A 24,752-nucleotide genomic window follows, 5' to 3' on the forward strand; every position below is an offset into this window, starting at 1 on the left:
AAGTTTTTGTCCCATCGCTGCGCTATGACCCCACAAGGCCGTAGCGTCAATTGGCCCCGAATGGTATTGTTTGCGGTCGCTTGATTACAGAACAACCACCGCGAACCCGCCGAAATGAGCTTTTCAGACAGAGAGAAACAACTGGTACGGGCTGCTTTTGCCTGGGGCCAGATCACCCAGAAAGAAGGCTATACCCTGTCTGACCTGGAAATTGAAAAATCGGTACTATTCCGCCGCCTGCTTGCAGGCCGGCCGCCCCTCGCCTTCCCCCCACCCCTGCGCCACGGTTTCCCCTGGTACGACGTGATTGAAGGCCGCAGCGAACACGTGGTCAGCGCCTCCGAAGCCTCTCCCGAACACAGTTTTATTGCCCCCGGCAGCAAGCCGGGTGATACCTATATTCTGATCGACGGCGCTTTCTGGCGCGTTGCGGAAACCCTGCGCGAGCGCGAAGACTACCTGGTGGAATGGGGTGAGTACCCGATGCAGTGGCGCCTGCAGAAGCAGTGGGAGGTCAACTATGAAATGACCCAGCAACTGCACAACTTCCGCCAGCAAAACCCGGATGCCAACGTGGACCTTGCGCCCGGCAATGGCCAGCGCGAATACAGCGAATTCCGCGTGGACGACGATCAGACGGTATGGCTCTCTGAATGGCACCTGACCCGTATCGGCCTGCCTGGCTGGGTGTGGGTTGGCAAGGCGGTGGATGCTGACCCGGCGATCCTCGAGCTGGCTCCCATTTGCCAGGATCAAGGCGGCCCTCTGGTACTGGGTGTTGCCGGTGCCGAGCGCGGCCCGGGCTGGCTGCGCATCGAACAGGCCGATGGCGATTCGCGCTACATTAAGTTGGGGGAAGACCTGGAATACAAACAGGTGATTGCTTCTGCGGTCACTGAGTTCGACCGCCTGTTACAAGGTGTGCGCGGTGAAGTGCTGGAAGTAATGGATCGCCGCGGCGACGATGTGCTGCGCTGCTATCAGGTACCCATGCACCTGGCACCGCTGGAGCACTTTGATTTTGCGGATGTAAATTACGATCTGGTACCGGATAACGCCTACAACGGGTAACTCAGGCCAGATGAGACCTCGTAGCACTCTCCCTGGCGGCACTGCCGTTGGGGAAGCTTGCGAGACACGCCGTGAACCCATCCCTGGGGGCTCTTCTAAAACATCCCTGTTTTAGAAGGTCTCGCAAACTTCCCCAACGTCAGCGCCTTCATTCTCCCCCTCTAATCTTCGACCAACCTTCACGTCGAAGTGCTTAACTCCAAATTGAAGCTGGAGTATCGGGGTGTTGTTTTTGGAAGCGTCGCAAACAGGGATGTTTGCGACGCAGCGTACAGGGACGTATTCACAGCGGTTCCAAAAACAACACCCCGGTGCTACAGCGCCACTACAGGGTCGAAAGAAAAGCGGAGTTGAGAATCAGCACTAAAGCTGAATCAATCCACATCTCGTCCGCGCCCCGCGCGCAATAGTTCAAACCACTCTTCCCGATCCAGCTCAAGCTCCAAAGCAGACAGCGCCGCTTCCAGTCGCTGTGGGTTACCGCTACCCAATACCGGAATCATGTTAGAGGGATGCTTCAGCAACCATGCCAGTGCCAGCTGCATAGGCCCATCTTCAGCATTCAGGCCGCGTGCCGCGCTCAAGTGTTTGAGTTCCTGCTGCACGCGCACTGCATCTTCATCGGTTCCGCTAAACAGGCGACCACCGGCAAACGGTGACCAGGCCATGGGGATAACACGGTGCTGCTGGCAGTGGTCCAGCTGGCCATCGAACATGGCCACCGAGTGCAGCAGTGACGCTTCGATTTGATTGGCCACCAGCGGCGACGACAAGCGCGATTGCAGCAGGTCAAACTGATGGGGCAGGAAGTTGGATACGCCCAGCTGTTTTACCTTGCCCTCTTGCACCAAGGTTTCCAGCACCTTGGCCAGCGCGTCGGCATCCATTAATGGGTCCGGGCGGTGCAGCAGCAACAGGTCCATTTGCTCCACGCCCATATCGCGCAGGCTGGTTTCAACGGCCATGCGCACGTGGGCGGCACCAGTGTCGTAATGGTTGATGCGCGCACCAGAGGCTTCACCGGCAAGCCGGATACTGCACTTGCTTACAAGCTCTATGCGCTCGCGCAGCTGTGGTTTCAGGCGCAGCGCTTCGCCGAAAAACTGCTCGCAGCGGTAGTCACCGTAGATATCCGCAAGATCAAACGTGGTCACGCCCAGATCCAGCATGCGCTCGAACAGGGAAACACGCTCGGCCGGTGAATAGCCCCAGTCGGTGAGACGCCATAAACCGAAAGCAATGCGGGAAAGAGAAAACTCGGGAGCGAGAGAGGAAGAAACGCGCTGCATAAAAAAATCCGCTGGATCAAATAGATTCCAGCGGATTTTCACATAAATTGCGGGGCGAATGGTCCTCCCCCGCTGAGGCTTACCCTGGCCTAGGGCAGCTGCAGGGTTTCCGCGATATCGGCCCAGGAAACCAGCTTGAAGTTCTGGCTCGCACTGGGCATACGATTGCGGCCGTCTTGCACCACCAACAATCCCTGTGGATATTGAGCGCCAAGCGCCGCACTGGAAACTTCCAGGCCGTCAGTTTCAGAGCTGCCATCCAATCCCTTGTCCAGATTGATATCTACCTTGAAATGGCCCACAAACTCACTGCCATCGCGGTTAAACAAGGCATAGCTGTTGTTGCCCTGACTGGACACCACCAGGTAGCTCTTGTCCGCGGCGTGATAGAAACCCATACCTTCCACATCTGCCGCCAAGCGCTCGCCATCCACCGGAGCAATCAGCTGCGGCTTGGCCTCGCCAGCGAGGTATGCGGCAATGTCCAACCGCCAGATACCACCGTCTTCTTCGCCGAAGAACAGCATCTGCATTTCGTCATCCACCACACAGCCTTCCACCTGGCTGGCCACTTCCAGTGAAGCCACCTTGCGCAGGCTCCAATCCACATTGCCGGTGCCCGGAACAATCTGCAGTAGCTGCACGGCACCTTCCTTATCAGACACCCAGGTCATCAGGTCGGCACCTTTGCGGTACACACACAGGCCGTAGGGGTCTTCCATTTCCAGGTTGCGCAGCCCCAGGTATTCCACCGCACCCGCAGCGGTAATGCCGAACAGGCTGACGCCCGGATCGGTGCGATTGGTGGCCGCAGCGATAGCGACAAACTTGCCGTGCTGCATCGGACGCAGGTCCACGTTGTTTACCCGGCCGACCTCAAAGTGCTCCACCAGCTTGCCGCTCAGGTCGTACACACTGAGACCACTCTTCTTGTCGGTACCCAGGATCAGGCTGGCGCTGGGCTTGGCCGGGTTGACCCAGATTGCCGGGTCGTCGGCGGCATCGCCACCGGAAGCGACCGGCGCGGTCTGGCCGCTGGCGCGCACGCGCGGGATCTCGACCGGGCCACGGAACGCCTGCATTTCTGCGGGAGGCTGCGGCAGGGACACCGCAAAGCGGTGCACCTGATCACTCTCTTCCTCCAAGGCCAGCAGCGCTTCACCCTGCACCGCTGCAGATACCGGCTCTATGTCGGCAAGCGTTTCCACAAACAGCGGCCCCTTGGCGGGATCGTTGATATCAAAGGCCATGACTTTTTCTGCAACGGTCAGCCACAGGTTGCCGTTGACCTCATCCAGCCACAGGCCACCGAATTCACCCGCAGGCAAATCGCTCGCCGCAATAAAAACCTGGCGCGCCTCATCCATTTCCGCATCGGCGTTCAGGCTCCAGATACCCAAAGGTGGCTGGGCAACCAGCAACTTGCCCCTGCGATCATCGACGACGCAGGAAGAAACCTGCTCACCAAAATATAGTGGCCGCAAACCGGTAAACGTCCAGGCCTGTTCACGGGGGTGTACCACATACTCGTGACCAAGACCGGTTTCATCAATCGCAAACAAATGCGTGCGCCCCGCCTGCGAGGAAAAACACATGGCTACTTGTGGGGCGTCCGTCGCCATCGCCGCGAGGTAGCGGATCCGCGGGCTACCCTCTTCCACATCCAGCAGGCGCAGCTGCAGTTCACCACTGTCTTCGTCGTAGACGGCAATCAGCCAGCTGCCCTGCTCCAGTGGATGTAAGGCGAAGCGCTCTACGGTACCGCCATCCAACGCCAGCTTCTCATTTCCTTCCTTGTCCACCAGAACCAGGCCGCGCTTCTCGCTGGCCAGCAACAGGTACTCATTCCCGCCGAGGGATAGCGGCGCCAATTGGCTCGATACAACATCGGTGAGTGCCAACTGGTGCTCCGCGGCGATACCTTTGGGTGTCGCCGCCTCTTTGCCTATCTGCGGTCCACACGCGCTAATCAAGGCCGCGGCGGCCAATGTGCTGAACAGTTTTAACAAGGTTTTACACGCCATAATTCTTTCGTTTCGCAGGTTCTTAATGTGCAGGCCCGGTCTAATTTCCTGACAGACCACGCCAGTGCATCGGCCAAAATACGCCGCTCCCGTGACAGGAATGTGGCAAACAGATGACCAATGAATCCCATGTAAAAAAATAGCAGAAAGCCCGGGCGCACCAGGTACTCCTGCTGCGCTCAGGCTTGCTGCTGTGACCTCCCGCACTAACTCTCCGCGGAGCAGTTAGCACAAAGAGATCGCGAATAGCCCTTTATTAGAAAGTGCTATAGGTCACACCCAGTACATAGGCGGGACCGTACTCTTCGTACTGGCCGTTGTAGCCGCGACGATTGGCGTAGAAAGGTTCATCGGTCAGGTTGACCGCGTTGAAGAAGACCTGCATACCGTTTTCAAAACGGTATTTGGCGGACAGGTCCACCTGCATGTGAGTGTCTTCGTAGAGGTCGAAGGCCTCATCTTCCAGATCCACTTCCAACAAGCGCTCGCCCTTGTAGGCGGTGGACAGACGCAGGCTCAACGCATCGCGTTCATAGCCAACGATAAAGTTGGCAACCAGATCCGCTTGCGAGGGCAAGGCAACTTTGCTGCCGCGCTCGGCACCGGCACCTAGTCCCAGGTCCGCTTCCGAATCGGTCAGGGTAGCGTTGGCACGCAGCAGGAAGCCATTGTCAAAACCGCGGGTCCAGGAAAGTTCAGCACCGCTCAGAGTGGCCTTGTCGCCATTCATTGGCTGGAAGATTTCCGCTTCATCCACGGTCAGGCTGCCCACATACACGCTGTAGTCTGCAACGCTGGACACATCTGCCGTCACTACAAAGTTGTCGATCTGCTTGTAGAAGGCACCCACGGAGAACATACCCAGGGCATCCGCGTAATACTCGAAGGAGGCATCGAAGTTACGCGCTTCATAAGGATCCAGCAGCGGGTTACCGGCTTCCACCTTCAACTCGCCTTCGTCGTACTCGATCTCTGCCGGGGAGGGGTTCAGCGCGCCGAAGGACGGGCGGGACAGGGATTCGGTGTAGGCTGCGCGCAGTACAATGTTATCGCTGTAGTCGAACTTAACGTTCACGCTCGGGAACAGCTTGCTGTAGTCGTTCGCGTGTTCCACTTCAGACACGTAAACGTCTTCAGCAATCTCTACGGCACCTGGGATCGCTTCGCCAGCTTCAACCACGCGGTAGCCCTGGCCGGAGAATTCGGTGGCTTCATAGCGCACGCCGTAGACCAGATTGGTACGACCGAAATCGATGTCGTTCATTACGTAAATCGCGGAGATGTCTTCACTCATCACGTAGTCGCGCGCGGAATCCAGCGCCGTGCTGGTCTCATCAATTTCAAAGCTGGCCAGGTTCGCATTGATAAACGCGTTGATAGCGCTTTTGCTGACGCTCGGGCCAAAGCTACCCAGGCCATAGTCGATGCTGTTGGCGGCGAAATCGGCGAGGGTGTAGTCGCCACTGAAGCCATCGTAGATGGTAGCGTTCAGGTCGCCGGTTTTTTCGCGACGGCGCTCGTGTAGACCCAGCTTCAGTTCAGAAGGGTTACCAGCTACTTCGATATCGCGACGGAAGTCGATACGCAGGCTGACCTCTTCGTCGTCGGTGTAGTTATCCTCGATCACCAGCTCGTCGAGTTCGTAGCTGGCCGCATCCACGGCACTGGCATCCGCAGCAAACATTTGCGGGATTTTGCCCGCGCTGGAGTAGCCCAGTTCCAGACCTTCCTGAACAAAGGTGGTGTCGCGGCGATGGGGTTCAGACTCTTCCGCGTGGGAATAGCCCAGTGCGTACTCCACGCCCCAGCTATCCATGTCGTGTGAACCACCGGCAACCAGTGAAAGGATTTCCTGCGCCTCGTAACGGTCTTTCAGCTCCTTCTCTAGGGCTGCATCGGACCAGGTGGCGGAGTTGGCAGAAACACTGGAAGGAGTGTCATTTTCTTCATCCAGCTTGAAAGAGTTGCGCTGGCGCTGCTCGTCATCGGAAAAATCGGAATACAGGCTGTGCAGATACACTTGTTGGCCTTCACCAATTTCCAGATCGAAATTTGCCGCGAGACCGGTCCGCTCCCGGGTCACGGTGTAGTCGCGCTGCTCGATTTCCGCAGCGGTGATGCCCTCGCTGCCGTCCAGCGCGGTAAATTCTTCCCACACACCATCGGTTTCGATGTTCTCGGAGCCGAAGTTACGCTCCTGATGCGACGCGGCAATGGCAACGCCCAAAGTGCGACCATTCACGTCAAATTTATTGGTGTAGGTACCGGCGAACTTCGGGCTGTTTTCGCCCTGCAATTCGCTGTAGCCATTCTCGATGGTCACCTTATAGGTCTGACCGTCGTAATCCAGCGCATTGATGCTCTTGATTTCAATGGCACCACCGATGGAATCGGCGCTCATATCGGGAGTCAGGGTTTTGAACACTTCCAGGCTGGCGAGAAGGTCTGCCGGGATAACATCGAGAGCCACCGCGCGGCTATCGGTTTCCGGCGCCGGCAGGCTCATGCCATTGATGGTGGAAGCATTCAGGTTCGGGTCGATACCGCGCACACCGACAAAGCGGCCTTCACCCTGGTCACGGGAAATAAATACACCCGCCATACGCTGTAGCGCTTCCGTGACGTTGGCATCTGGCAGCTCGCCAATTGCTTCAGAAGTTTGCACGGCAACAACTTTATTGGAATCACGCTGACGCTCGATATCACTGCGTGCGTTAGCGGCCTGGGCGGTGACCACAATGGTCTCCATCAGTTCGCCTTGTTTCTCTGTGCCCGTATTCGACACTTCCTGTGCGCCTGCATTGACACTGATTACCGCGGCCGCAAGCGGCGCCAGCATTTTCAAATTAAATACCGTCTTAGTCATAGTCCCCATTCCCGTTGGAGGTGGTGTTGTAAACAGAAGCCGTTGAGCGACCGGTAATCTGGCGTGTAAATCCAAGTCCGATCTTTTGATTTGCGAGCGCAGGCTAGACTCGGGATGTGAATCTTCCGTTACGTTTTTTTTAAATTTGTCATATTGCGCCGCTAGGCTTGGTTCCGAACGTGTCACATGCCAGAAGAATCTAGCGACAAGTCAGCTTCTGGCGCCGCGCTAGACCAACGATTGGGCCCGCGAAGAAAGCAAAATAATTTTTGGTGAAGAATTTATGACAGACCACGAACACGACGACCTGGCACCATGTAACGCGCAGCGCAGGACGTTGCTGAAAACAATCGGTGCCACCGCAGCGGCCACCGCCGGTGCGAGCTTCTTGCACGGCTGCAGCGACAAAAACAGTGCCAAAAGAACAGCGCAAGGTGTACAAAACCTCAGCTTCGCGGAAATTCCTCACGGGCTGGATTTCAAACATCACCTGCCAGATGGCTATAGTGCGGACCTGCTGCTGCGCTGGGGTGATTCCCTGGATGCCTTTGCCGGCGCCTTCTCCCCAGACACCCTCGACGCCGGCGAACAATCCCGTCGCTTTGGTTACAACAACGACTTTCTTGCGTTTATGCCACTGGACCCAGACGCCGCACCCGGCGAGGGCAACCGGCATCACTTGAGCAATAACAGCAATCGCGGCCTGCTCTGTGTAAACCACGAATACACCCAGCCGCATTTAATGTTTAGCGGCTACACCGAAGCAAGCTCGAATCGCGGCACCAGTCATGCGCATATCGCGGTGGAACAACAAGCCTGCGGGCATAGCATTGTAGAAATTGAGCACACGGTAGAGGGATGGCAGGCGGTACTGGGGAGTCCCTATAACCGGCGTATTTCTCTCACCACCGAGATGGCTATTGTCGGCGATGCTGCCGGCGATCAACGCCTGCAAACCAGCGAAGACCCCACTGGAAAAAAGGTACTCGGCACTGTGGGTAATTGCGCTGGCGGCAAGACCCCGTGGGGAACGGTATTGATCGCCGAAGAAGGCTTTGGCGGCGCATTCCAGGGTGACCCGGACAATGTTGCCGACGAGGTCGAAGCACGCAATCACCACGCATTTGGCATCGAACCGGAAAACCGCAACTGGGGTGATTACGATCGCCGCTTTGACATCACCGTAGAGCCGAACGAGCCCAATCGTTTTGGCTGGATGGTGGAGTTTGACCCCTACGACCCGAAATCCACGCCGCGCAAACTCACCGGGCTCGGCCGCTTCGAGCACGAGGGGTTCACCGTGGTCAGCAAGCCGAATGCACCGGTGGTGGCCTATGGCGGCGATGACGACGAGCACCAGTTTGTGTATCGCTTCGTATCGAAAAAGAACTACCTGCCCCGCAACAACGCCCACAACCGCGATCTGCTCACGGAAGGAACCCTGTATGCGGGCCAGTTCCGCGAAGGCGGAGGTGGAACCTGGTTGCCGCTAATATTCGGGCGGGGCCCGCTGACGCCGCAGAATGGGTTTCGCAATCAGGCAGATGTCCTGATCGACTGTCGACGCGCAGCGAAGCTTGTTGGCGCCACGCCCATGGACCGTCCGGAAGATGTGGAAACCAACCCGGTGAACGACTGCACCTATGTGATGCTGACCAAGAACAAGAAGCGCAAGGCCGGACAGGAAAATGCCGCCAATCCACGTGCGCGCAATACCACCGGGCATGTACTGGAGATTGTTCCCCCCGGACGAAACGGCCAGCGCGATCACACAAGCGACACTTTCCGCTGGAATACGTTTTTGCTCGGCGGCAACCCCAACGCAGAAGAGCCGGCCGAGCGCGGCGCCTACGGGCAACAGCCGGGCAACATATCGCCACATGGCTGGTTTGCGAACCCGGATAATGTCGCCTTCGACGCCACAGGCAATATGTGGATAGCCACCGATGGCTGCGAGGACTTCGGCTTCCACGATGGTCTCTGGGCCATGGCTACCGAAGGCGAACTGCGCGCAGCGCCCAAGCACTTCTTCGGCTGCCCTGAGGGCGCAGAAATCTGCGGGCCGGAATTTACCCCGGATGGCAAAACCCTGTTTGTCGCGGTGCAGCACCCGGCGGATGTGGATAACTCCACCTTCGATAACCCGCGGCACCGCTGGCCCGACAACGACCCGGGCCTGCCACCGCGGCCATCGGTACTGGCCATTCGGCGGGATGACGGCGGCACTATTGGCAGTTGATGGGATAACTTCGTGCCCAGCGTTTGGCTAGTATTTTTCTGAGACCTGTACAGGGCAGGTGCTCGACACTCAACGCATCAAAGGGCTCACCAAGATGTTTTTGCTGACAATATGGAAATGCATAAACCGCACACTTGGCAAAGGAGTGTTGTTGCCGCTCACAGCAATCCTTATCAGCGCATGCTCCGATGGGTCCCGCAATGAAAAGATAAGTACCAATTCCCTCGCTCCAGATACTGACGCACAGATCCAGCTCAATGGGTCTGGCGCCAGTTTTCCGTTTCCAATCTACGCCAAATGGTTCAGGGATTTTTCCCGTTCAGAAACCGGTGTGCAGGTGGATTACCAGGCGGTAGGCAGTAGCGCGGGTATCCAGGATTTCATCGCTGGCGCGGTGGATTTCGCAGCCTCCGATGCGGCGATGAGCGACGACGAAATCGCCGAGGTAAAGCAGGGGGTGGTGCTATTGCCGGTGACGGCGGGAGAGGTAGTTCTGGCTTATAACCTCGAGGGCGTGGACGAATTGAAACTGCCGCGAGATGTTTATCCGGAAATATTCCTGGGTAACATTGACCACTGGCAAGATCCAAGAATCATTGCGGCGAATCCCAATGTTGTATTGCCAGACAGTGAAATTACCGTGGTCACCCGGGCAGACGCATCCGGCACCTCTTATGTATTTACCGGCCATCTGAGCGCCATCAATGACAATTTCCAGTCTGCGGTTGGGCAGTCGACTACGCCAATTTGGCCGGGCGGCGCCAATTTTGTATCGGCCCCGAAAAACGACGGTATCGCCGCAGAAATCAAACAGACCCCGGGTGCCATAGGTTACGTAACCTATGGTGTCGCCAAACTGACCAACTTGCCGGCGGCACGACTGGAAAACAAGGTGGGCAACTTCGTCTCGCCGGGTCCAGCGGCCGGCGGTGCAGCGTTGGCCAGTGCGCAATTCCCTTCCGGCACCCTGCCGGGCAGCACAGTGCCAAACCTGATCGCATGGGTACCAGACCCCAGCGGTAACAACGCCTACCCAATAGTCAGCTTCACCTGGCTACTGGTGTACGTGGATCAAGACAATGACAAGGCGGCCGCCATGCGCAGACTGGTGGACTATGTACTGACCGATGAAGCGCAGGCAGAGGCGGATGCGCTTGGCTACATCCCTCTGCCGCAGAACGTGCGCGAGAAAGTGCGCGAAGCCACGCAGTACATCAAGTAGCGCCGCAGGCTAGGGCAAATAGTGCCGCGTGCTAGGGGAAAGAGCACCGCGGGCTAGGGACACCTCAAAAACTTTTGATCCATCGCAGCAGCGCCTGGCGGCGCCACAGTAATAGACCAACGGCAATCGCTGCGTAAATCGCCGGCTCGATCCAGCCACTTTTTACCGACCACCAGAAATGCCAGCACACCAAACCAGTCACGACGTACAGCAGGCCGTGCAGTTTTTTCCAGTTGCGCCCCATCTTTCGCAACAGCAACGGAAGCGATGTGATCGCGAGCAGCAATAGAATCAACCAGGCGCTAAAGCCCAGCAAGATATAGGTACGCTTGACGATCTCCTCGCCGATCAGCGACCAATCCAGGCCGAGTTCCAACACCAGCCAGACGCTGAAATGCAGCGTTGCCCAGGCAAAACACCAGAGCCCCAGGGGCCGGCGCAGCCGGTTCAGCTGGCCGAAGTTCAGGCTTTTTGCCAGCGGTGAAATCAGCAGTGTGAGCAACAACAGGCGTATGGCGCCCATGCCCAGGTAGTGGATCAGTTCTTTAACCGGATCGCCGCCCAGGCGCCCCTGGTTAATGGCCACAAACAGCCACAGCAGTGGCAGCAAGGCACCGAGATGCACCGCCACCTGCAGCAGAATGGCAAGCGGCTTTTTCCACCGTGCCGCCACTAGTAAAACTTCCTGAGATCCATATTGCGGTACAGGGACGCGACCTCTTCCCCGTAGCCATTAAAGGGCAAGGTAGGCTCGCGCTTCACCGCAAACAGGCCGCCGGGGCCGATAAACCGTTCACTGGCCTGGGACCAGCGCGGGTGATCCACCTCCGGGTTCACGTTGGCATAAAAGCCGTATTCCTGCGGCAGCATCTTGTTCCAGCTGGTGGGCGGCATCTGCTCCACCAGTTTGATCTTGACGATCGATTTGATGCCCTTGAAACCGTATTTCCACGGCACCACTAAACGAATCGGCGCACCGTTCTGTGGGGGTAGCGTCTTGCCATAGAGGCCAACGGAGAGAATGGTCAGCGGGTGCATGGCCTCATCCATACGCAATCCTTCCACGTAGGGGTAATCGACACCACCGCCGATATAGCGATTGCGCTGCCCCGGCATCTGCTCAGGGTCGTAGAGCGTCTGAAAGGCCACATATTTGGCACGGCTGGTCGGCTGAAAACGCTTGAGGAACTTGCCCAGCTCGAACCCTACCCAGGGGATTACCATGGACCAGGCCTCCACACAGCGCATACGATAAATACGCTCCTCCAGGCCGATCTCATTCATCAGCTGCCACACATCCACCGTCGCCGGCTTTTCAACTTCCCCACCCACTTCGATAGTCCAGGGCTCGGTACGCAACCCCTGGCTGTTTTTGGCGGGATCGGTTTTACCGGTGCCAAATTCATAGAAATTGTTGTAGTTGCCCACCTTGTCTTCCGGGGTGAGCACCAGATCAGGGACCGGTTTTTGCGGAGTAAACTCCAGCGGTTTAAGCGGCGCCTGCTTCGCTTCATCTTTGCCACCAAACAGGTCCAGTCCCATGGCCTTTTCGCCCACACCGGCGCTGGCCAGTACGCCACTGGCAGCCAGCCCCTTGATCACGCTACGGCGGGAAACGTAGGCGGATTCCGACGTAGTTTGGGCTTCGCTCAAATCGCTGCGGGCGGGCTTCTTGATCAGCACGGTGGCATCCTCGGGTTGGCAATTCGGGTTTTTGCTGTTGTTCTGTCGCGCACAGGGGGGAATTCTTACAGTGCACAGTGAATTCAATGACCGTATACGCAATACAAGCCAGATCAGCTCATGAAGAATTGCTGAATACCCAGCAGCACGTTGGTGGTCGCAACCGATGCCAGAATCAGCCCCATCACGCGACTGACAATACTCGCGCCGGCATCGCCGATCCAGCGGTAAATCCAGTTCGCGGTGAGTAACAGCAGCAAGACAATACCCAGTACCGCGAGCATTGCGGTTGCGGTATTCACCTGGTGAATAGGGTCAAAACGATGGTTATCGGTCAGCACAACCGCCGACAACATGGCGCCGGGGGAGGCAATGGATGGTACGGCCAGGGGAAATATCGCGGTCTCGTGGCCCTCGCGGATGATATCGACTTCCTGCTCTGGCTTACTCTCACCAAAGATCATGGTGAGCGCGAACAGGAACAATACAATACCGCCGGCCACCTGAAACGCGGACAGCGGCACACCGATGGCTTCAAGCAGGTACTGACCGGCCAGTAAAAAGAACAACAGGATGCCTGTGGCCACTGCCACCGCAAGCAGGGCAATCTTGCGCCGCTGCCATTCGCTGTGGCGACTGGTCACGGCAATAAACACCGGCAGGGTACCTACCGGGTCGATCACCGCAAAGAAAAAGACAAAGCTACTGAGCCAATCGTCCAAGTGATCTCCTGCAAGCCCGTGCTAGTATCGGAAAAATATGGGAGAGGCTTCCAACAGAGTTTAGTGCATGACAAACCATTCCCCGACCGCGCGCCGCATCGCCAAAACCATCCTCAATGGCTTTGACGCCTATTTCGCGGATTTCCAGAATATGACCCTCGGGGCAAAAGCCCGGTTTGAAAAGGCCGCGTGGGACGCGGTCCACGAGACCAACAAGGAACGTATCGACCTGTACAAGACCAAGGCCAACCAGGTGCTCAAACTGGTGCATTCGGTCACCAGTAAAGACACCACGCAGCTGGAACTGTGGGGTCAGGCCAAAGCTACTTACAGCCAGCTGATTGCCAACAACAACAATTACGAGATTGCCGAAACCTTCTTTAACTCGGTGTTCTGCAGCCAGTTCCAGCACGCACACATTCACGACAGCCATATCTTCGTGAAATCCTCGCGCGCACCGGACGAAAAACCACTGCGCGATTACAGCATTTACATCAGCTACAACGGTCAACATGGCCTCGAGGCCATGATTGAAGACATTCTGGCGGATTACAGCTTCTCCATTCCCTGGGAGGATACCGCGCGCGATCTGCGCAATGTCTGCGATGCGCTGCGCAGTGGGCCGCTGGCGGGAAAGCTGGAATCGCTTGATGATGAACACCAGCTGCGCGTGGACATGCTGGAATCGGTTTTCTACCGCAACAAGGCCGCCTATCTGGTAGGACGACTGATGTTTGGCGGTGAGGTAATCCCACTGATCCTGCCGTGTTTAAACAATGGCCGTGGCGGCATCTTTGTCGACACCCTGATCTACGACAACGACTCCACCAGTATCATTTTCAGTTTCACCCGCTCCTACTTTATGGTGGACGCGCCGATTCCCTCACGCTTCGTGCGCTTTCTGTCCACCATTATGCCGCTCAAGGAAAAGTCGGAGCTGTATAACTCCATCGGCTTCCACAAGCACGGCAAAACCGAGTTCTATCGCCATGTCATTGCTCACATGAAGACGAGCAACGACAAGTTTGTGATTGCGCCGGGCATCAAGGGCATGGTGATGAGTGTATTCACGCTGCCGTCCTACCCGGTGGTGTTCAAGGTGATCAAAGACAAATTCGACAACCCGAAGACGGTGACCGAAGCCATCGTCAAAGAGAAATACAAATTTGTATCCCGCGCGGACCGTGTGGGACGCATGGCGGACACCCAGGAATACACCAACTTTATTTTTTACCGCAACCGCTTCAGCGAGGAACTGCTGGCGGAGTTGCAGGAACTGGCACCGTCAAAGCTGCAGGTGGATGACAAGTGGATCATCATCAAACACCTGTATGTGGAGCGGCGCATGGAACCGCTCAACCTGTATCTCGACGACGCGAACGACCAGCAGACCATCGAGGCCATGGAGGAATACGGCAACGCCATCAAACAGCTGGCGGCGGCGAATATTTTCCCCGGCGATATGCTGCTGAAAAACTTTGGTGTGACCCGTCACGGACGCGTCGTGTTTTACGATTACGACGAACTGTGTCCGCTTACCGAGTGCAATTTTCGCAAGATTCCCGAGCCTCAGACCGCCGAGCAGGAGCTGGCCGACCGCCCCTGGTATACGGTCGACGAGGCCGATGTATTTCCCGAGGAGTTCCGCCTGTTCTTCTCTGGCAACCCGGTGGCGCGCAAGGCCTTCGAGGACCAGCACAGTGACCTGTATGACTATCGCTACTGGCAGGGCCTGCAGGAGCGTATTCGCGCCGGACGCGTGGAGAGCACCTTCCCGTATCGCCGCAAGATTCGCTTCAAGCGTCCCTCGCGCAAATCGAACCACTGACTTCAAAGTCGCTGTTTGTCCGGTCTCCCGGTGCACGCACAGATGGGAAAAAAGCCCGCTAACAGCGACTATAGTTAGAGGAGCGGATTGATACCGAGGAGGTAGGAAGTGCGGTATTTCAGCAGTAGCGCACTGTGCGCGGGCCTGGCTTTGTGGGGCGTGACATTAACCGGTTGTGGCCACCTCCCCAGCGAAATGGACGGCAAGCCGAAAGCCGCCGAGGCCAAGCCCCAGCAAGCCACCTCTGAGGTGTTCAACCATGTCGCCAGCTGTGGCACCCGCGCCAAGGGCTACAAGCTACTCCCCTTCAACGACCTGTATGTCACCACCAACGATCCGCGTTTCCCCTTCCAGCGCGCCAGCAACCTGCCCGGCAACTTTGATGTCCGCGCCTATGTGTGGGGCTTCCAGAGCTGTGAAAGCCTCAGCGATTGCGATGGTGGTGACCACTACTGGCTGATTGGACGCGGACCCGGCGATGACTTTTCTACCTGGGTAGTCACGCCCCAATTCCCGCGCATTACCATCAGTTCTGCCTGCCGCAACAAGCTCAAGGTCGGCGAACGCTACCGATTTTCCTTCAGCAACGGCCAACTCACAGGATTTAGCAGGAACTAAACTGCACGATTCTTGAGATAGCGGTAAATCGCATCCTGAGAGCGCACATTACGCTTACTGTCGCGGTTGGCGATGCGACTATTGGTCTGCTCCGCATCGAGCACCCGCGCCTTCTGATTATCCTGCCACTGCAGTTCCAGAATGTTCATCACCGTTTCCCGGTGCTCCGCCGCCAGTAACGGGAAGGTCACTTCCACCCGGTGATCGAGATTGCGGGTCATCAAATCCGCCGACGATAGATACACTTGCAGGTCACCACCATTGTGGAAGGCATAAACCCGTGCGTGCTCGAGGTACTTGTCCACCAGGCTAATCACCTGAATATTTTCGGATAGCCCCTTCTGTTCACACTGCAGCGCACACATACTGCGCACAATGATCCGCACCCGCACCCCCGCCAGATTGGCGCGATACAGGTAGTCCACCACTTCGCGATCCACCAGGTTGTTACATTTGATGAATATTTCCGCCGGCATGCCCGCTTCGGCCGCGGCGATCTCACGGTCTATCGCCGCGAGAATATTCGGCCGATTGCTGTGGGGGGAACTCCAAATATAGTGGTAGTCCGGCTGCAGATGTGGCTGCTTGATAAAGTCGAACACCCGGTAGGCGTCCTGCCCCATTTGCGTATCGCTGGTAAGCAGGCTGAAATCGCAATAAAAGCGCGCGGTACTTTCGTTAAAGTTGCCGGTGCCGAAATGGCTGTAATAGCGATCGCTGCCGTCTTCTTCGCGCACAATGGAAATCAGCTTGCAGTGTACCTTGAGGCCGGGCACCCCGTAGATCACCTCCACGCCCGCATCACTCAACTCATTGGACCAGTGAATATTGGCCTGCTCGTCGAAGCGCGCCTGTAGTTCCACCACAGCGGTCACCTGTTTCTGGTTGCGCACCGCGTTGATCAGTGCAGCGACGACCCGCGAGTTTTTTGCCACGCGATACAGGTTGATGCGAATTTCGCGCACCTTGGGATCAATGGCCGCCGATGCCAGCAGCTTCGTAATCACACGAAAGTCGTGATACGGGTAATAACACAGGCGATCGCGTTCGTTCAGCCAGTCAAAGATATTGGCACTGTCCGGCAAGGTGGGCAGCGGCTTGATCGCCCGATAGGTATGCTGTTTGCTGTCCGCCGGAAAGCTCATAAAGTCTTTTGAGTTGTGGTAGCGCCCACCCGGGGTGTAGCTGTCGTAGCGCCCCATCTTCAATTTCTTCTTGATCAGCTGCAGCAACACTTCCGGCATGGTGGAGTCGTAAACCAGCCGCACCGGCTCCGCCTGCTTGCGTTTTTTCAGGGATTTCGCCACACGATCGAGGATGTTCTGCGTTACATGTTCACCCAGTTCCAGATCGGCATCACGACTGATTTTGAAGGTAAAGGCGGCCGCTCTTTCGATCGGCAACACGTAGCGGAATACTTCCACAAGACAGGCGCGAATCACATTATCCAGGACGATATAGACCTTCTCCTGCTTGTCTTCCCGGTGCGGAATCGCAATAAAGCGCGGCAGGATATCCGTGGGGATTTCCAGTGCGGCAAAGCGCAGGCTGCCGTCTTCCAGCTCCAGGTAAATACCGAAGTAAATACTCGCCTCGTTCAACAGCGGCATGGTATCGCGATCATCGATAAAGAAGGGTTCCAGCTCCGGTAATACTTCGCGATGGAAATACTCCTCCACATATGCGCTCTGTTTAGGCGTAAGCTGGCGCTCACTGATCAGGTGGATATGGTTCTTGCCAAGGTCCTTCAGCACTTTGTTGTAGGCGTTGCCAAAGCGCGCATGCAGACGCGCCGCCATTTCATTGATATTGATCAGCAGTTCGGAAAAACTCTCTTTCTTTTTACTGCCCTTGGTAAAAGTGGCCAGGCGGCGGACATCCGCTACGCGAACCCGGTAGAATTCGTCCAGATTGTTGGAGAAGATGCCAAGAAAACGCACCCGCTCAATCATTGGCACACTTTCATCTTCTACCTCCTGCAGCACACGTGCATTGAAGGAAAGCCAGCTGAGCTCTTTGGGATATAAAGGGGTGTCGTTTGCCATACTCTTTACTGCATTTGCCGGGGAAGGCGCATCTGCACAGGGCTCACGAGCGGTCGCAACGCCGGGCGACAGTGCAAGATTATTGGGTTTCAAAACAGTACCTTCCATTGAAGCCATAGTTCATTGACCAACAGTTTGCTACATTTTTATTGCAACCATTTGACAACGATAACCATGATTGACCCCGTCGACGCCGCCAGCCAAGACGTCGCCCATGAGCGTTTCGCGGCACTGGATCTTGGCTCCAATAGCTTCCATTTACTGCTCGCTGAATTTCGCGATCAGCGCATGGTACGACTGCACACCGACCGCGCCATGGTACGTCTGGCGGAGGGCTTGGGTGCCGATCGCAGTCTCGATTCGGTCGTGGCGGAGCGCGCTCTGGAAGCCCTGCGGCGTTTTGCGCCGGTGATCCAGGATCTGCCTCAGGACAAAGTGCGTGTAGTGGGCACTAACACACTGCGTGCGGCCAGCACGCACGCCGACGGTTTCCTCGAAGAGGCCGAATCTATCCTCGGCGCTCCCATCGAAATCATCTCCGGTATTGAGGAGGCGCGCCTTATTTACGCCGGGGTTATGGCCGCCGCTGAAGGGCCGCCCTGTTTGCGCTGTGTTGTCGATATTGGCGGCGGCTCCACCGAACTGGTGCGGGGCATGGAGGTCCCGCGGCAACTGCAAAGCGTCAACATGGGCTGCGTGGCCTTCAACCGTCGCTTTTTCAGCGACGGTAAAATCGATAGCGGCAAACACAACAATTTCATCCGCGCGCGACGTGCCGCCCAGGCGGAACTGCAGGAGCTGCAACATATTGCCGACGATGCTCTGGTGATGGGCGCATCCGGCACCGTGAAGTCGGTCTCGCGGGTACTAAACGACGGCGAACTACTGCCAATCTTGCGCGAGGATATTGACGCGCTGGCGGATAAAGTGGCCAGATGTAAAACCGTCGAAAAAATCGACCTGCCCAATCTCGACCCGCAGCGCCGCCCGGTATTTGCCGCCGGCCTTGCCATACTCCACGGCATATTTCGCGAACTGAATATTCAGGAAATGCATATATCGCCCTACGCCATTCGCGAAGGTATCGTCTACGACCTGGCCGGCCGCACCCACGGCGGTGACCACCGCGCGGATACCGTCGATAACCTGATGGAGCGCGGCGAGATTGATCGCGACCAAGCAAAGCGCGTAGCCAATACTGCACTGCAATTTTTCGGCCAGCTCAATCCTCACGCACAGGTCAACCAACGGCGCCTACTGCACTGGGCCGCCGACCTGCATGAACTCGGTCTGGCACTGTCGCACAGTAGCTTCCGCAAGCTCGGCTCCTACATGATTGAGCATGCGGACATGGCCGGGTTCAGTAAAAGCGAACAGGAGAACCTGGCCTACCTGGTGCGCAACCAGCGCGGCGATATTAAAGCCGTGCGCGAGCACTACGGGTTCCACCCCGACAATGATTTATTGTTGTGCCTGCGCCTCGCCTGTATCGTGCACCGGGATCATGTTGACCGCACCATTGATGGCCTGCAACTCTCCGTGGATGGCCCCGGCTATCGACTACAGGCCCCTGAAGACTGGTTATACGCACACCCGGCCATCGAGGATCTCCTGCATATGGAAGTCGAATGCTGGGAAGAAAAATCGATAAAAGTGAAACTGATTTCCTCGTGAGTACCGACATCGCAAACACACTCAAGCTACAGCACCAATACTCGGACCTGGGGCCGGTATTTGGCACCCCGACACCGCCAACACCGCTGGAAAAACCCCGCACCATCCACGTAAACCCATCGGTAATCGCGCTGCTGGGATTGCCGCCGGTAAGTGTTGGAGATACCGCCTGGGCAGAACTCACCAGTGGCGCCAAGCTGTTTCCGGGCAGCGTGCCATTCGCCATGAAATATACCGGCCACCAGTTCGGCAGTTACAACCCGGACCTCGGCGACGGCCGCGCGCTACTGCTGGGTGAAGTGGAACATCAGGGACAGCGCTGGGACCTGCATTTAAAGGGTGCGGGGCAGACACCCTACTCCCGGTTTGGCGATGGTCGCGCAGTTTTGCGTTCAACCATTCGCGAATATCTCGCCGGCGAGGCACTTACCGCACTGGGAATCCGCAGTACCCGTGCACTGAGTATCGTTGCCAGTAGTGAACCGGTCGCGCGGGAAAAAATGGAAGCCGGTGCGGCGCTGATCCGGGTGGCCGAGAGTCATATCCGCTTCGGCCATTTTGAATATTTGTTCTACACCCGCCAGCTCGAAGCGCAACACAAACTGGTGGAGCATGTGTGTGCTCAGTTTTTACCGGAAGTGAGCGGGCATCCGGTGCAGGAACAGGCGGAAGCGTTGCTGCGCTTTACCGTGCGGCGCAGTGCAGAACTGGTGGCGGGCTGGCAGTCCGTGGGCTTCGCCCACGGCGTTTTGAATACCGATAATATGTCGATTATCGGCGACACCTTCGATTTCGGCCCCTACGGTTTTCTGGACGATTACGAACCCGGGTTTATCTGCAATCATTCCGACCACACCGGGCGCTATGCGTTTGATGCGCAACCCGGTGTAGTGCTGTGGAACCTGAATGCGCTGGCCCATGCATTTTCCAGCTTGCTGGATACCGAAACCCTGAAGGATTGCCTGGGCCAGTACCAGCCACTGCTGGTCGATTGCTTTGCCGAGCGCATGCGACGCAAACTGGGGCTTGCGCTTGAAGACGATGGCGACCAGCAGCTGTGTGCGGATCTGTTGCAGATTCTGGAATCGGGGCAGGTGGATTTCACACTGTTCTTCCGCACCCTCAGCCACTACTGCGGTGAACGGCCGGCAGCGAGCTTGCACGCACTGGTTGCCCCGGCGCAGCATCAGGCTCTGGACACCTGGCTTTCCCGTTACGACCAGCGCCTGCAAAAGGAACAGAGATCGGCAACCGAACGCAGCCACGACATGCTGCGTACCAATCCCAAGTTTGTGCTGCGCAATTATCTTGCCCAGCAGGTGATCGAGGCCGCCGAGGCGGAAGACTACGGGCCACTGGAAACCCTGTTCACCCTGCTGCAGTCGCCATTTGACGAACACACTTCGCACGAAGAGTGGGCCGCACCGCCACCGGAGTCCGGCAAACATCTGCCGATCAGCTGCTCCTCCTGAGAAAAATAAATTTGCGCCAAACAACGCGCACGCGGAAGCCGCGTGCCAGGGGATAGGTTCTACACTCTCTACAACAAGGTAAATATCCCAATGCGGAGCGTGACCTGAAAACATGTTATGGTCAGCTTTGATTACTTGCGATGGAAGCTCTTATGAAAAAACATTTCCTGGCCATGACCGCCGTATTCACCGCCCTGCTGCTCAGCACCCAGCTGGCTTTTGCCGATGTGGTGGGACGCTGGAAAACCGTTGACGATGAAACCGGACAAGCCAAGTCCATCGTGGAAATCTACGAGAAGGGCGGCAAATACTACGGCCGCGTGGTGGACCTGTTGATGAAGCCGGACGATACCGTGTGTGAAGCCTGCCCCGGCGCCAACAAGGGCAAGAAAGTTGTCGGCATGGACATCATTACCAACATGGTGAAGAAAGGTAATGTGTACGAAGGCGGCCAGATTCTCGACCCCGTCAAAGGCAAGGTATACGACTGTAAGATGTGGGAAGAAGGCGGCAACCTGATGGTGCGCGGCTACCTGGGCTTCTTCTACCGCACCCAGACCTGGTACCCTGCGGACTGATAAACACGGTGTAAACACCAAATAAAAAAGGAGGGCCTGAGCCCTCCTTTTTTTGTGTGTAGATCGATGGGTGTGACGCTGGATACGATTTATCCGCTAGGCATCGCGGGTCCTTTCTGACAGCGTTAATTAACTAGAATCGCAGCTGTACCCGTACCGCCCCAACCGTGGCATTGTCACGACTGGTTTCATGCGGATGCACTCGCTGCAAGTCCGCGGTGATACGCAGCCAGGGTGTCACAAACAGGTTATAAAAGGCTTCTAACCCCTCTTCATCTTCAATGAAAAATGTCGGGTCGAAGGGCATAGACGCGCCAACTTTTGCCAGACCGCGGACCAGGTCGTCACTCAGGCCGTATTTAAAATAGCCAATACCCCAGTGATCCTGTGTACGGCTCGGAAACAGCCCCTGCCCGCCGAGGCCGGCGATAAAGTGCCATTTCAATGGGTTGGGGTTACCATCGGAAATGGCCCCTTCCGCAAATAATCCCCAGCCGATATCCGGGCTTTCTGGATAGTGATAAAGGTATTGCTGCACCCGCGTACTCAGGTACCAGTAACCATCTTTCGTCAGGATCGATTCAGCGGCCTCTGGGAGATCGATGAGCGCCGGAATAGTGGCGAGGTCGAGCCCTTGTTTTGAACTGTATACACCACGTACGCCATAAAACGCTTTTTGACCTGAAATGGTCACCGGAAAAGTTACCGAGAGGCTGGTGGTGGTGCCATCGCGAAACGGATGACGGATAACGTCGTAATCCTGAGCATTGCGTGGGTCATATACCATCAGGGTAAAACCCGCGTGCTCGGCTTTCAGCTTGCCAATTACCCCAAACAGGTAAGGTGGAGTGACCCCAGTAATGGGCGCCGCGAGTGCGGTATTCAAAAAGGTATTGAGGCCACCCCCGCCGGTGAGCGGCTTCTTGGCCGCAGCGTCGAGCATATTGAATTTGCCAATGGAAATCCCCCCACGCTCGCCGAAACTCTGCGAAAGCGTCAGTGTCAGCTCCTGATCACCCCCTCCGAGCCTGGGGAAGGCCATTGCGGTATTGAACGGAAATAGCGCCCCACTCTCCGGGTCGTTCGCATCCTCGCCATAGAGCCATTCCTGATGCGCATTGAGTGAAAGTCCTCGCCACAATCCGGCCTTGGCCAGATCCACATTGATGATAAGATCGCCCTTGCCGCCATACTGCCAACTCTTGTGTCCGCCCCCCGCGGTGATGCCTTGGGAGAACTGGGTCAGCCAAAGATCAAGGTCTACCCCACCCTCACGTGCGGCCTGCCGTCTGCCGCCGGGGCAGTCAAATAGTGATGGGCGCTCGCAATATGTGGTGCTGCCGGTCGCCTGCTTGCTCGGTTGCGCGAACCCTAGAGGAGCAGTAACGCACCCCATCAATACGAATGTGATAAACGCATGTTCCAGCCAATACCTCATGCGGATAGATATCGCAGTTGTCAACTTTCAGGAGAGCAAGGAAACACGCTTAGAGCCCATCACGAAATGTGAACCTGCCGTCCATCATAGTACCCACCACTTTGGTATCGGCAATCTCTGAAGGTTTCACGTCGAAAATATTCTTTTCCAAGATGACAAGGTCAGCGTACTTTCCAACTTCGATACTGCCTACCTTGTCTTCCATGCGTGCCTCATAGGCGCCACCCAAAGTTACCGCCTGCAGGCACTGTTCAAGCGTGATTGCCTGGCTCATTGGCGGGAACACACGCTGGTCGTTTGGGTTTGACGGGTCCCTCCGGGTTATGGCCGCCTCGCACTGGGTTAATGCCCCCATGTTTTCTCGATTTGTGCTGGGTACATCGGCAGAGATACTTACGTTGGTGCCGCCATCGATGGCGGTCCTGATTTGCTGAAAATACTTGAGAGTCCGCTCTTCCCCGATGGCCGCAGACGTTGCTTCCATCCCCCCACTCCAAGTTGTCGCCCAGATGGGCGTGATATTTACCGGAATTTTGTTTTCCAGCACGCGCTTCATGTCATCCGGATGCACAACAGTAAAATGCTGCAAGGTGTTACGCGCATCGACATTGCCGTTTTTCTTTGAGGCAAGGAAGGAGTCGATGGTGTCACGCACCGTCTGGGAGCCATCCACATGCACCGAAACATCTAAACCAGCCTGATTCGCGGCTTTAATTACTTCATCTGTTCGCTGTGCCGATACACCACGTTTCACCTTCTTGCTTGGTTTATCAGAGAAAGGTTCAATCATAACGGAGGCATGACTGGTATGTACTCCCTCCGGGTGTATCTTGATACCGGTAACACGAATCAAATTCGTGTCATACATGCCTTTTAAAGTTCTGGCATTTTCTACCAACTGATCGACTGATTGCGCATCTGTTTTGTACAGAACCTGCATAAAAGTACGAAGTTTTAGCGAGCCTTGTTTCCGCTGTTCATCCAATAGCTTCAGCGCAGTCTTGTGATCATCAAAATGTCTTGTAAGACTCTTGATATTGGGCGTGATCAGCCCCTGGTTTATATAACCTGTGTAGCCGAAGCTTGCAGCTAAGTCGTATAGTTCGCGCTGACTTTCCTCAATCATCTTGTCTGCCTGCCAGGCACCAGAATCGATAAAGGCGTCCATCCATGCAAACTCTTTTGCGTAACCCGTAGGGTTACCTTTCTCATCACGCACCCATTCAATTAGCCCGGGAACGGGATCTTCGGTATCTTTATTGACGCCACCCATATCCATGGCTTTGCTGTTCATCCACATATCATGCATGGTGTAATCAAGGAGTATCACCGGACGATCGGGAACAATAGCGTCGAGATCCTTGGCCGTCGGCAGTTCATCCATCAGCGCGGGATTCCAGCCGGACCCTCGAATAAATTTTTCATCAGGATTGTCTTCTGCATACTTCGAAATAATTTCCAAGTAGTCAGATTTTGATTTGGCCTCGCCTAGCTTTGCGCCCAGCGCCATCCAACCCGATGCAATCAAATGTTCATGGGCACTAAAAAAGCCCGGCAGCAACATTTTACCTTTTAGATCGATCTGCTTGGTTTTCTCGCCAACAAATTTGGACGCACCCTCTACATCACCCACGTAGGTGATTTTGTTTCCAGTAATGGCGACTGACTCCGCCCAGGGCTGCGCCGGATTCATTGTGTAAACTTTGCCGTTAGTGAAGAGGATATCAGCATGCTGTGGCGCGGCACTTGTGAGTGTGCCAAACAAAAAGATCCAGCTAATAAACGAGAGTTTGAGGAAGTAAGTAGAGCAGCTTTGGCGTATCTTGGATCTCATGACAGTGGCACACTTTATGTTAACAGTCACCGAATTACCGGCTCGAATAGCATGTGACATTAAACGTACAGACAGGAGCGAACACATGCCTTGCGGGCGTCGAAATTCTCTTCACGAGTTTGTTCCGACCTGAAGTGCCCTAAATATAG

The 24,752-nt window shown here is 56.2% G+C and carries 17 protein-coding genes; 8 read left to right on the forward strand and 9 right to left on the reverse strand.

Translation table 11 applies throughout. The features are described from left to right. The first annotated feature begins 114 nt into the window (after positions 1-114). Positions 115-1,071, forward strand: a complete 957-nt coding sequence (locus tag Mag101_RS14950) for a hypothetical protein (RefSeq protein WP_077406757.1) — start codon at positions 115-117, stop codon at positions 1,069-1,071. Positions 1,072-1,445: 374 nt separating this feature from the next. Here the strand turns inward: Mag101_RS14950 and Mag101_RS14955 are convergent, their stop codons facing one another. The 3 genes from Mag101_RS14955 to Mag101_RS14965 form a co-directional block, all read right to left on the reverse strand. Then, a complete protein-coding gene (locus Mag101_RS14955; RefSeq protein ID WP_077408366.1) occupies positions 1,446-2,360 on the reverse strand; it encodes an aldo/keto reductase in 915 nt (304 codons plus the stop codon). An 89-nt stretch (positions 2,361-2,449) separates the two neighbouring features. After that, the gene (locus Mag101_RS14960) at positions 2,450-4,384 is read right to left on the reverse strand and encodes a phytase (protein WP_077406760.1); all 1,935 of its coding nucleotides are present in this window, start codon (positions 4,382-4,384) and stop codon (positions 2,450-2,452) included. Positions 4,385-4,640: 256 nt separating this feature from the next. Next, complete coding sequence (locus tag Mag101_RS14965; RefSeq protein ID WP_077406763.1) at positions 4,641-7,250, reverse strand: TonB-dependent receptor; 2,610 nt, start codon at positions 7,248-7,250, stop codon at positions 4,641-4,643. Between the two features lie 283 nt (positions 7,251-7,533). On the opposite strand from Mag101_RS14965, the gene Mag101_RS14970 reads away from it, so the two are divergent. Both Mag101_RS14970 and pstS read left to right on the forward strand, forming a co-directional pair. After that, positions 7,534-9,489, forward strand: a complete 1,956-nt coding sequence (locus tag Mag101_RS14970; protein ID WP_077406766.1) for a PhoX family protein — start codon at positions 7,534-7,536, stop codon at positions 9,487-9,489. Positions 9,490-9,634: 145 nt separating this feature from the next. After that, on the forward strand, positions 9,635-10,711 hold the full coding sequence (gene pstS, locus Mag101_RS14975; protein WP_232325043.1) for a phosphate ABC transporter substrate-binding protein PstS: 1,077 nt from the start codon (positions 9,635-9,637) through the stop codon (positions 10,709-10,711). 64 nt (positions 10,712-10,775) lie between these two features. On the opposite strand, the gene Mag101_RS14980 is transcribed toward pstS, so the two are convergent. The 3 genes from Mag101_RS14980 to Mag101_RS14990 form a co-directional block, all read right to left on the reverse strand. After that, complete coding sequence (locus tag Mag101_RS14980) at positions 10,776-11,384, reverse strand: protein-methionine-sulfoxide reductase heme-binding subunit MsrQ (protein WP_077406771.1); 609 nt, start codon at positions 11,382-11,384, stop codon at positions 10,776-10,778. Beyond that, the gene (msrP, locus tag Mag101_RS14985; protein WP_077406774.1) at positions 11,384-12,394 is read right to left on the reverse strand and encodes a protein-methionine-sulfoxide reductase catalytic subunit MsrP; all 1,011 of its coding nucleotides are present in this window, start codon (positions 12,392-12,394) and stop codon (positions 11,384-11,386) included. Before msrP ends, Mag101_RS14980 begins: the two co-directional genes overlap by 1 nt. Before the next feature lie 113 nt (positions 12,395-12,507). Further along, complete coding sequence (locus Mag101_RS14990; RefSeq protein ID WP_077406777.1) at positions 12,508-13,116, reverse strand: MarC family protein; 609 nt, start codon at positions 13,114-13,116, stop codon at positions 12,508-12,510. A 67-nt stretch (positions 13,117-13,183) separates the two neighbouring features. On the opposite strand from Mag101_RS14990, the gene aceK reads away from it, so the two are divergent. Continuing rightward, on the forward strand, positions 13,184-14,944 hold the full coding sequence (aceK, locus tag Mag101_RS14995; RefSeq protein ID WP_077406780.1) for a bifunctional isocitrate dehydrogenase kinase/phosphatase: 1,761 nt from the start codon (positions 13,184-13,186) through the stop codon (positions 14,942-14,944). Between the two features lie 108 nt (positions 14,945-15,052). Continuing rightward, positions 15,053-15,562, forward strand: coding sequence for a hypothetical protein (locus Mag101_RS15000; RefSeq protein WP_077406783.1), 510 nt, complete (start codon positions 15,053-15,055; stop codon positions 15,560-15,562). On the opposite strand, the gene ppk1 is transcribed toward Mag101_RS15000, so the two are convergent. Further along, the gene (gene ppk1, locus Mag101_RS15005; protein ID WP_232325044.1) at positions 15,559-17,700 is read right to left on the reverse strand and encodes a polyphosphate kinase 1; all 2,142 of its coding nucleotides are present in this window, start codon (positions 17,698-17,700) and stop codon (positions 15,559-15,561) included. The genes Mag101_RS15000 and ppk1 overlap by 4 nt on opposite strands. 81 nt (positions 17,701-17,781) lie before the next feature. Between ppk1 and Mag101_RS15010 the strand changes: the two genes are divergently transcribed. The 3 genes from Mag101_RS15010 to Mag101_RS15020 all read left to right on the forward strand — a co-directional run bounded on the left by Mag101_RS15010 (position 17,782) and on the right by Mag101_RS15020 (position 21,331). Further along, positions 17,782-19,281: a Ppx/GppA phosphatase family protein gene (locus Mag101_RS15010; protein ID WP_077406789.1), complete on the forward strand. Its 1,500-nt coding sequence runs from the start codon at positions 17,782-17,784 to the stop codon at positions 19,279-19,281. Further along, positions 19,236-20,753 (forward strand): protein adenylyltransferase SelO, encoded by a 1,518-nt coding sequence (locus Mag101_RS15015; RefSeq protein ID WP_232325045.1) that lies wholly within the window; start codon positions 19,236-19,238, stop codon positions 20,751-20,753. The genes Mag101_RS15010 and Mag101_RS15015 overlap by 46 nt, the downstream gene beginning before the upstream one ends. 152 nt (positions 20,754-20,905) lie before the next feature. Continuing rightward, on the forward strand, positions 20,906-21,331 hold the full coding sequence (locus tag Mag101_RS15020) for a DUF2147 domain-containing protein (protein WP_077406795.1): 426 nt from the start codon (positions 20,906-20,908) through the stop codon (positions 21,329-21,331). Positions 21,332-21,464: 133 nt separating this feature from the next. On the opposite strand, the gene Mag101_RS15025 is transcribed toward Mag101_RS15020, so the two are convergent. Together Mag101_RS15025 and Mag101_RS15030 are read right to left on the reverse strand one after the other, a co-directional pair. Further along, positions 21,465-22,769, reverse strand: a complete 1,305-nt coding sequence (locus Mag101_RS15025; RefSeq protein WP_077406798.1) for a carbohydrate porin — start codon at positions 22,767-22,769, stop codon at positions 21,465-21,467. A gap of 49 nt (positions 22,770-22,818) precedes the next feature. Then, entirely contained in the window at positions 22,819-24,603 is a 1,785-nt protein-coding gene (locus tag Mag101_RS15030) for an amidohydrolase (protein ID WP_198040002.1), read from the reverse strand. Between the last annotated feature and the right edge of the window lie 149 nt (positions 24,604-24,752).

It is taken from the genome of Microbulbifer agarilyticus (assembly GCF_001999945.1).
GTDB classification, from domain to species: Bacteria; Pseudomonadota; Gammaproteobacteria; order Pseudomonadales; family Cellvibrionaceae; genus Microbulbifer; species Microbulbifer agarilyticus_A.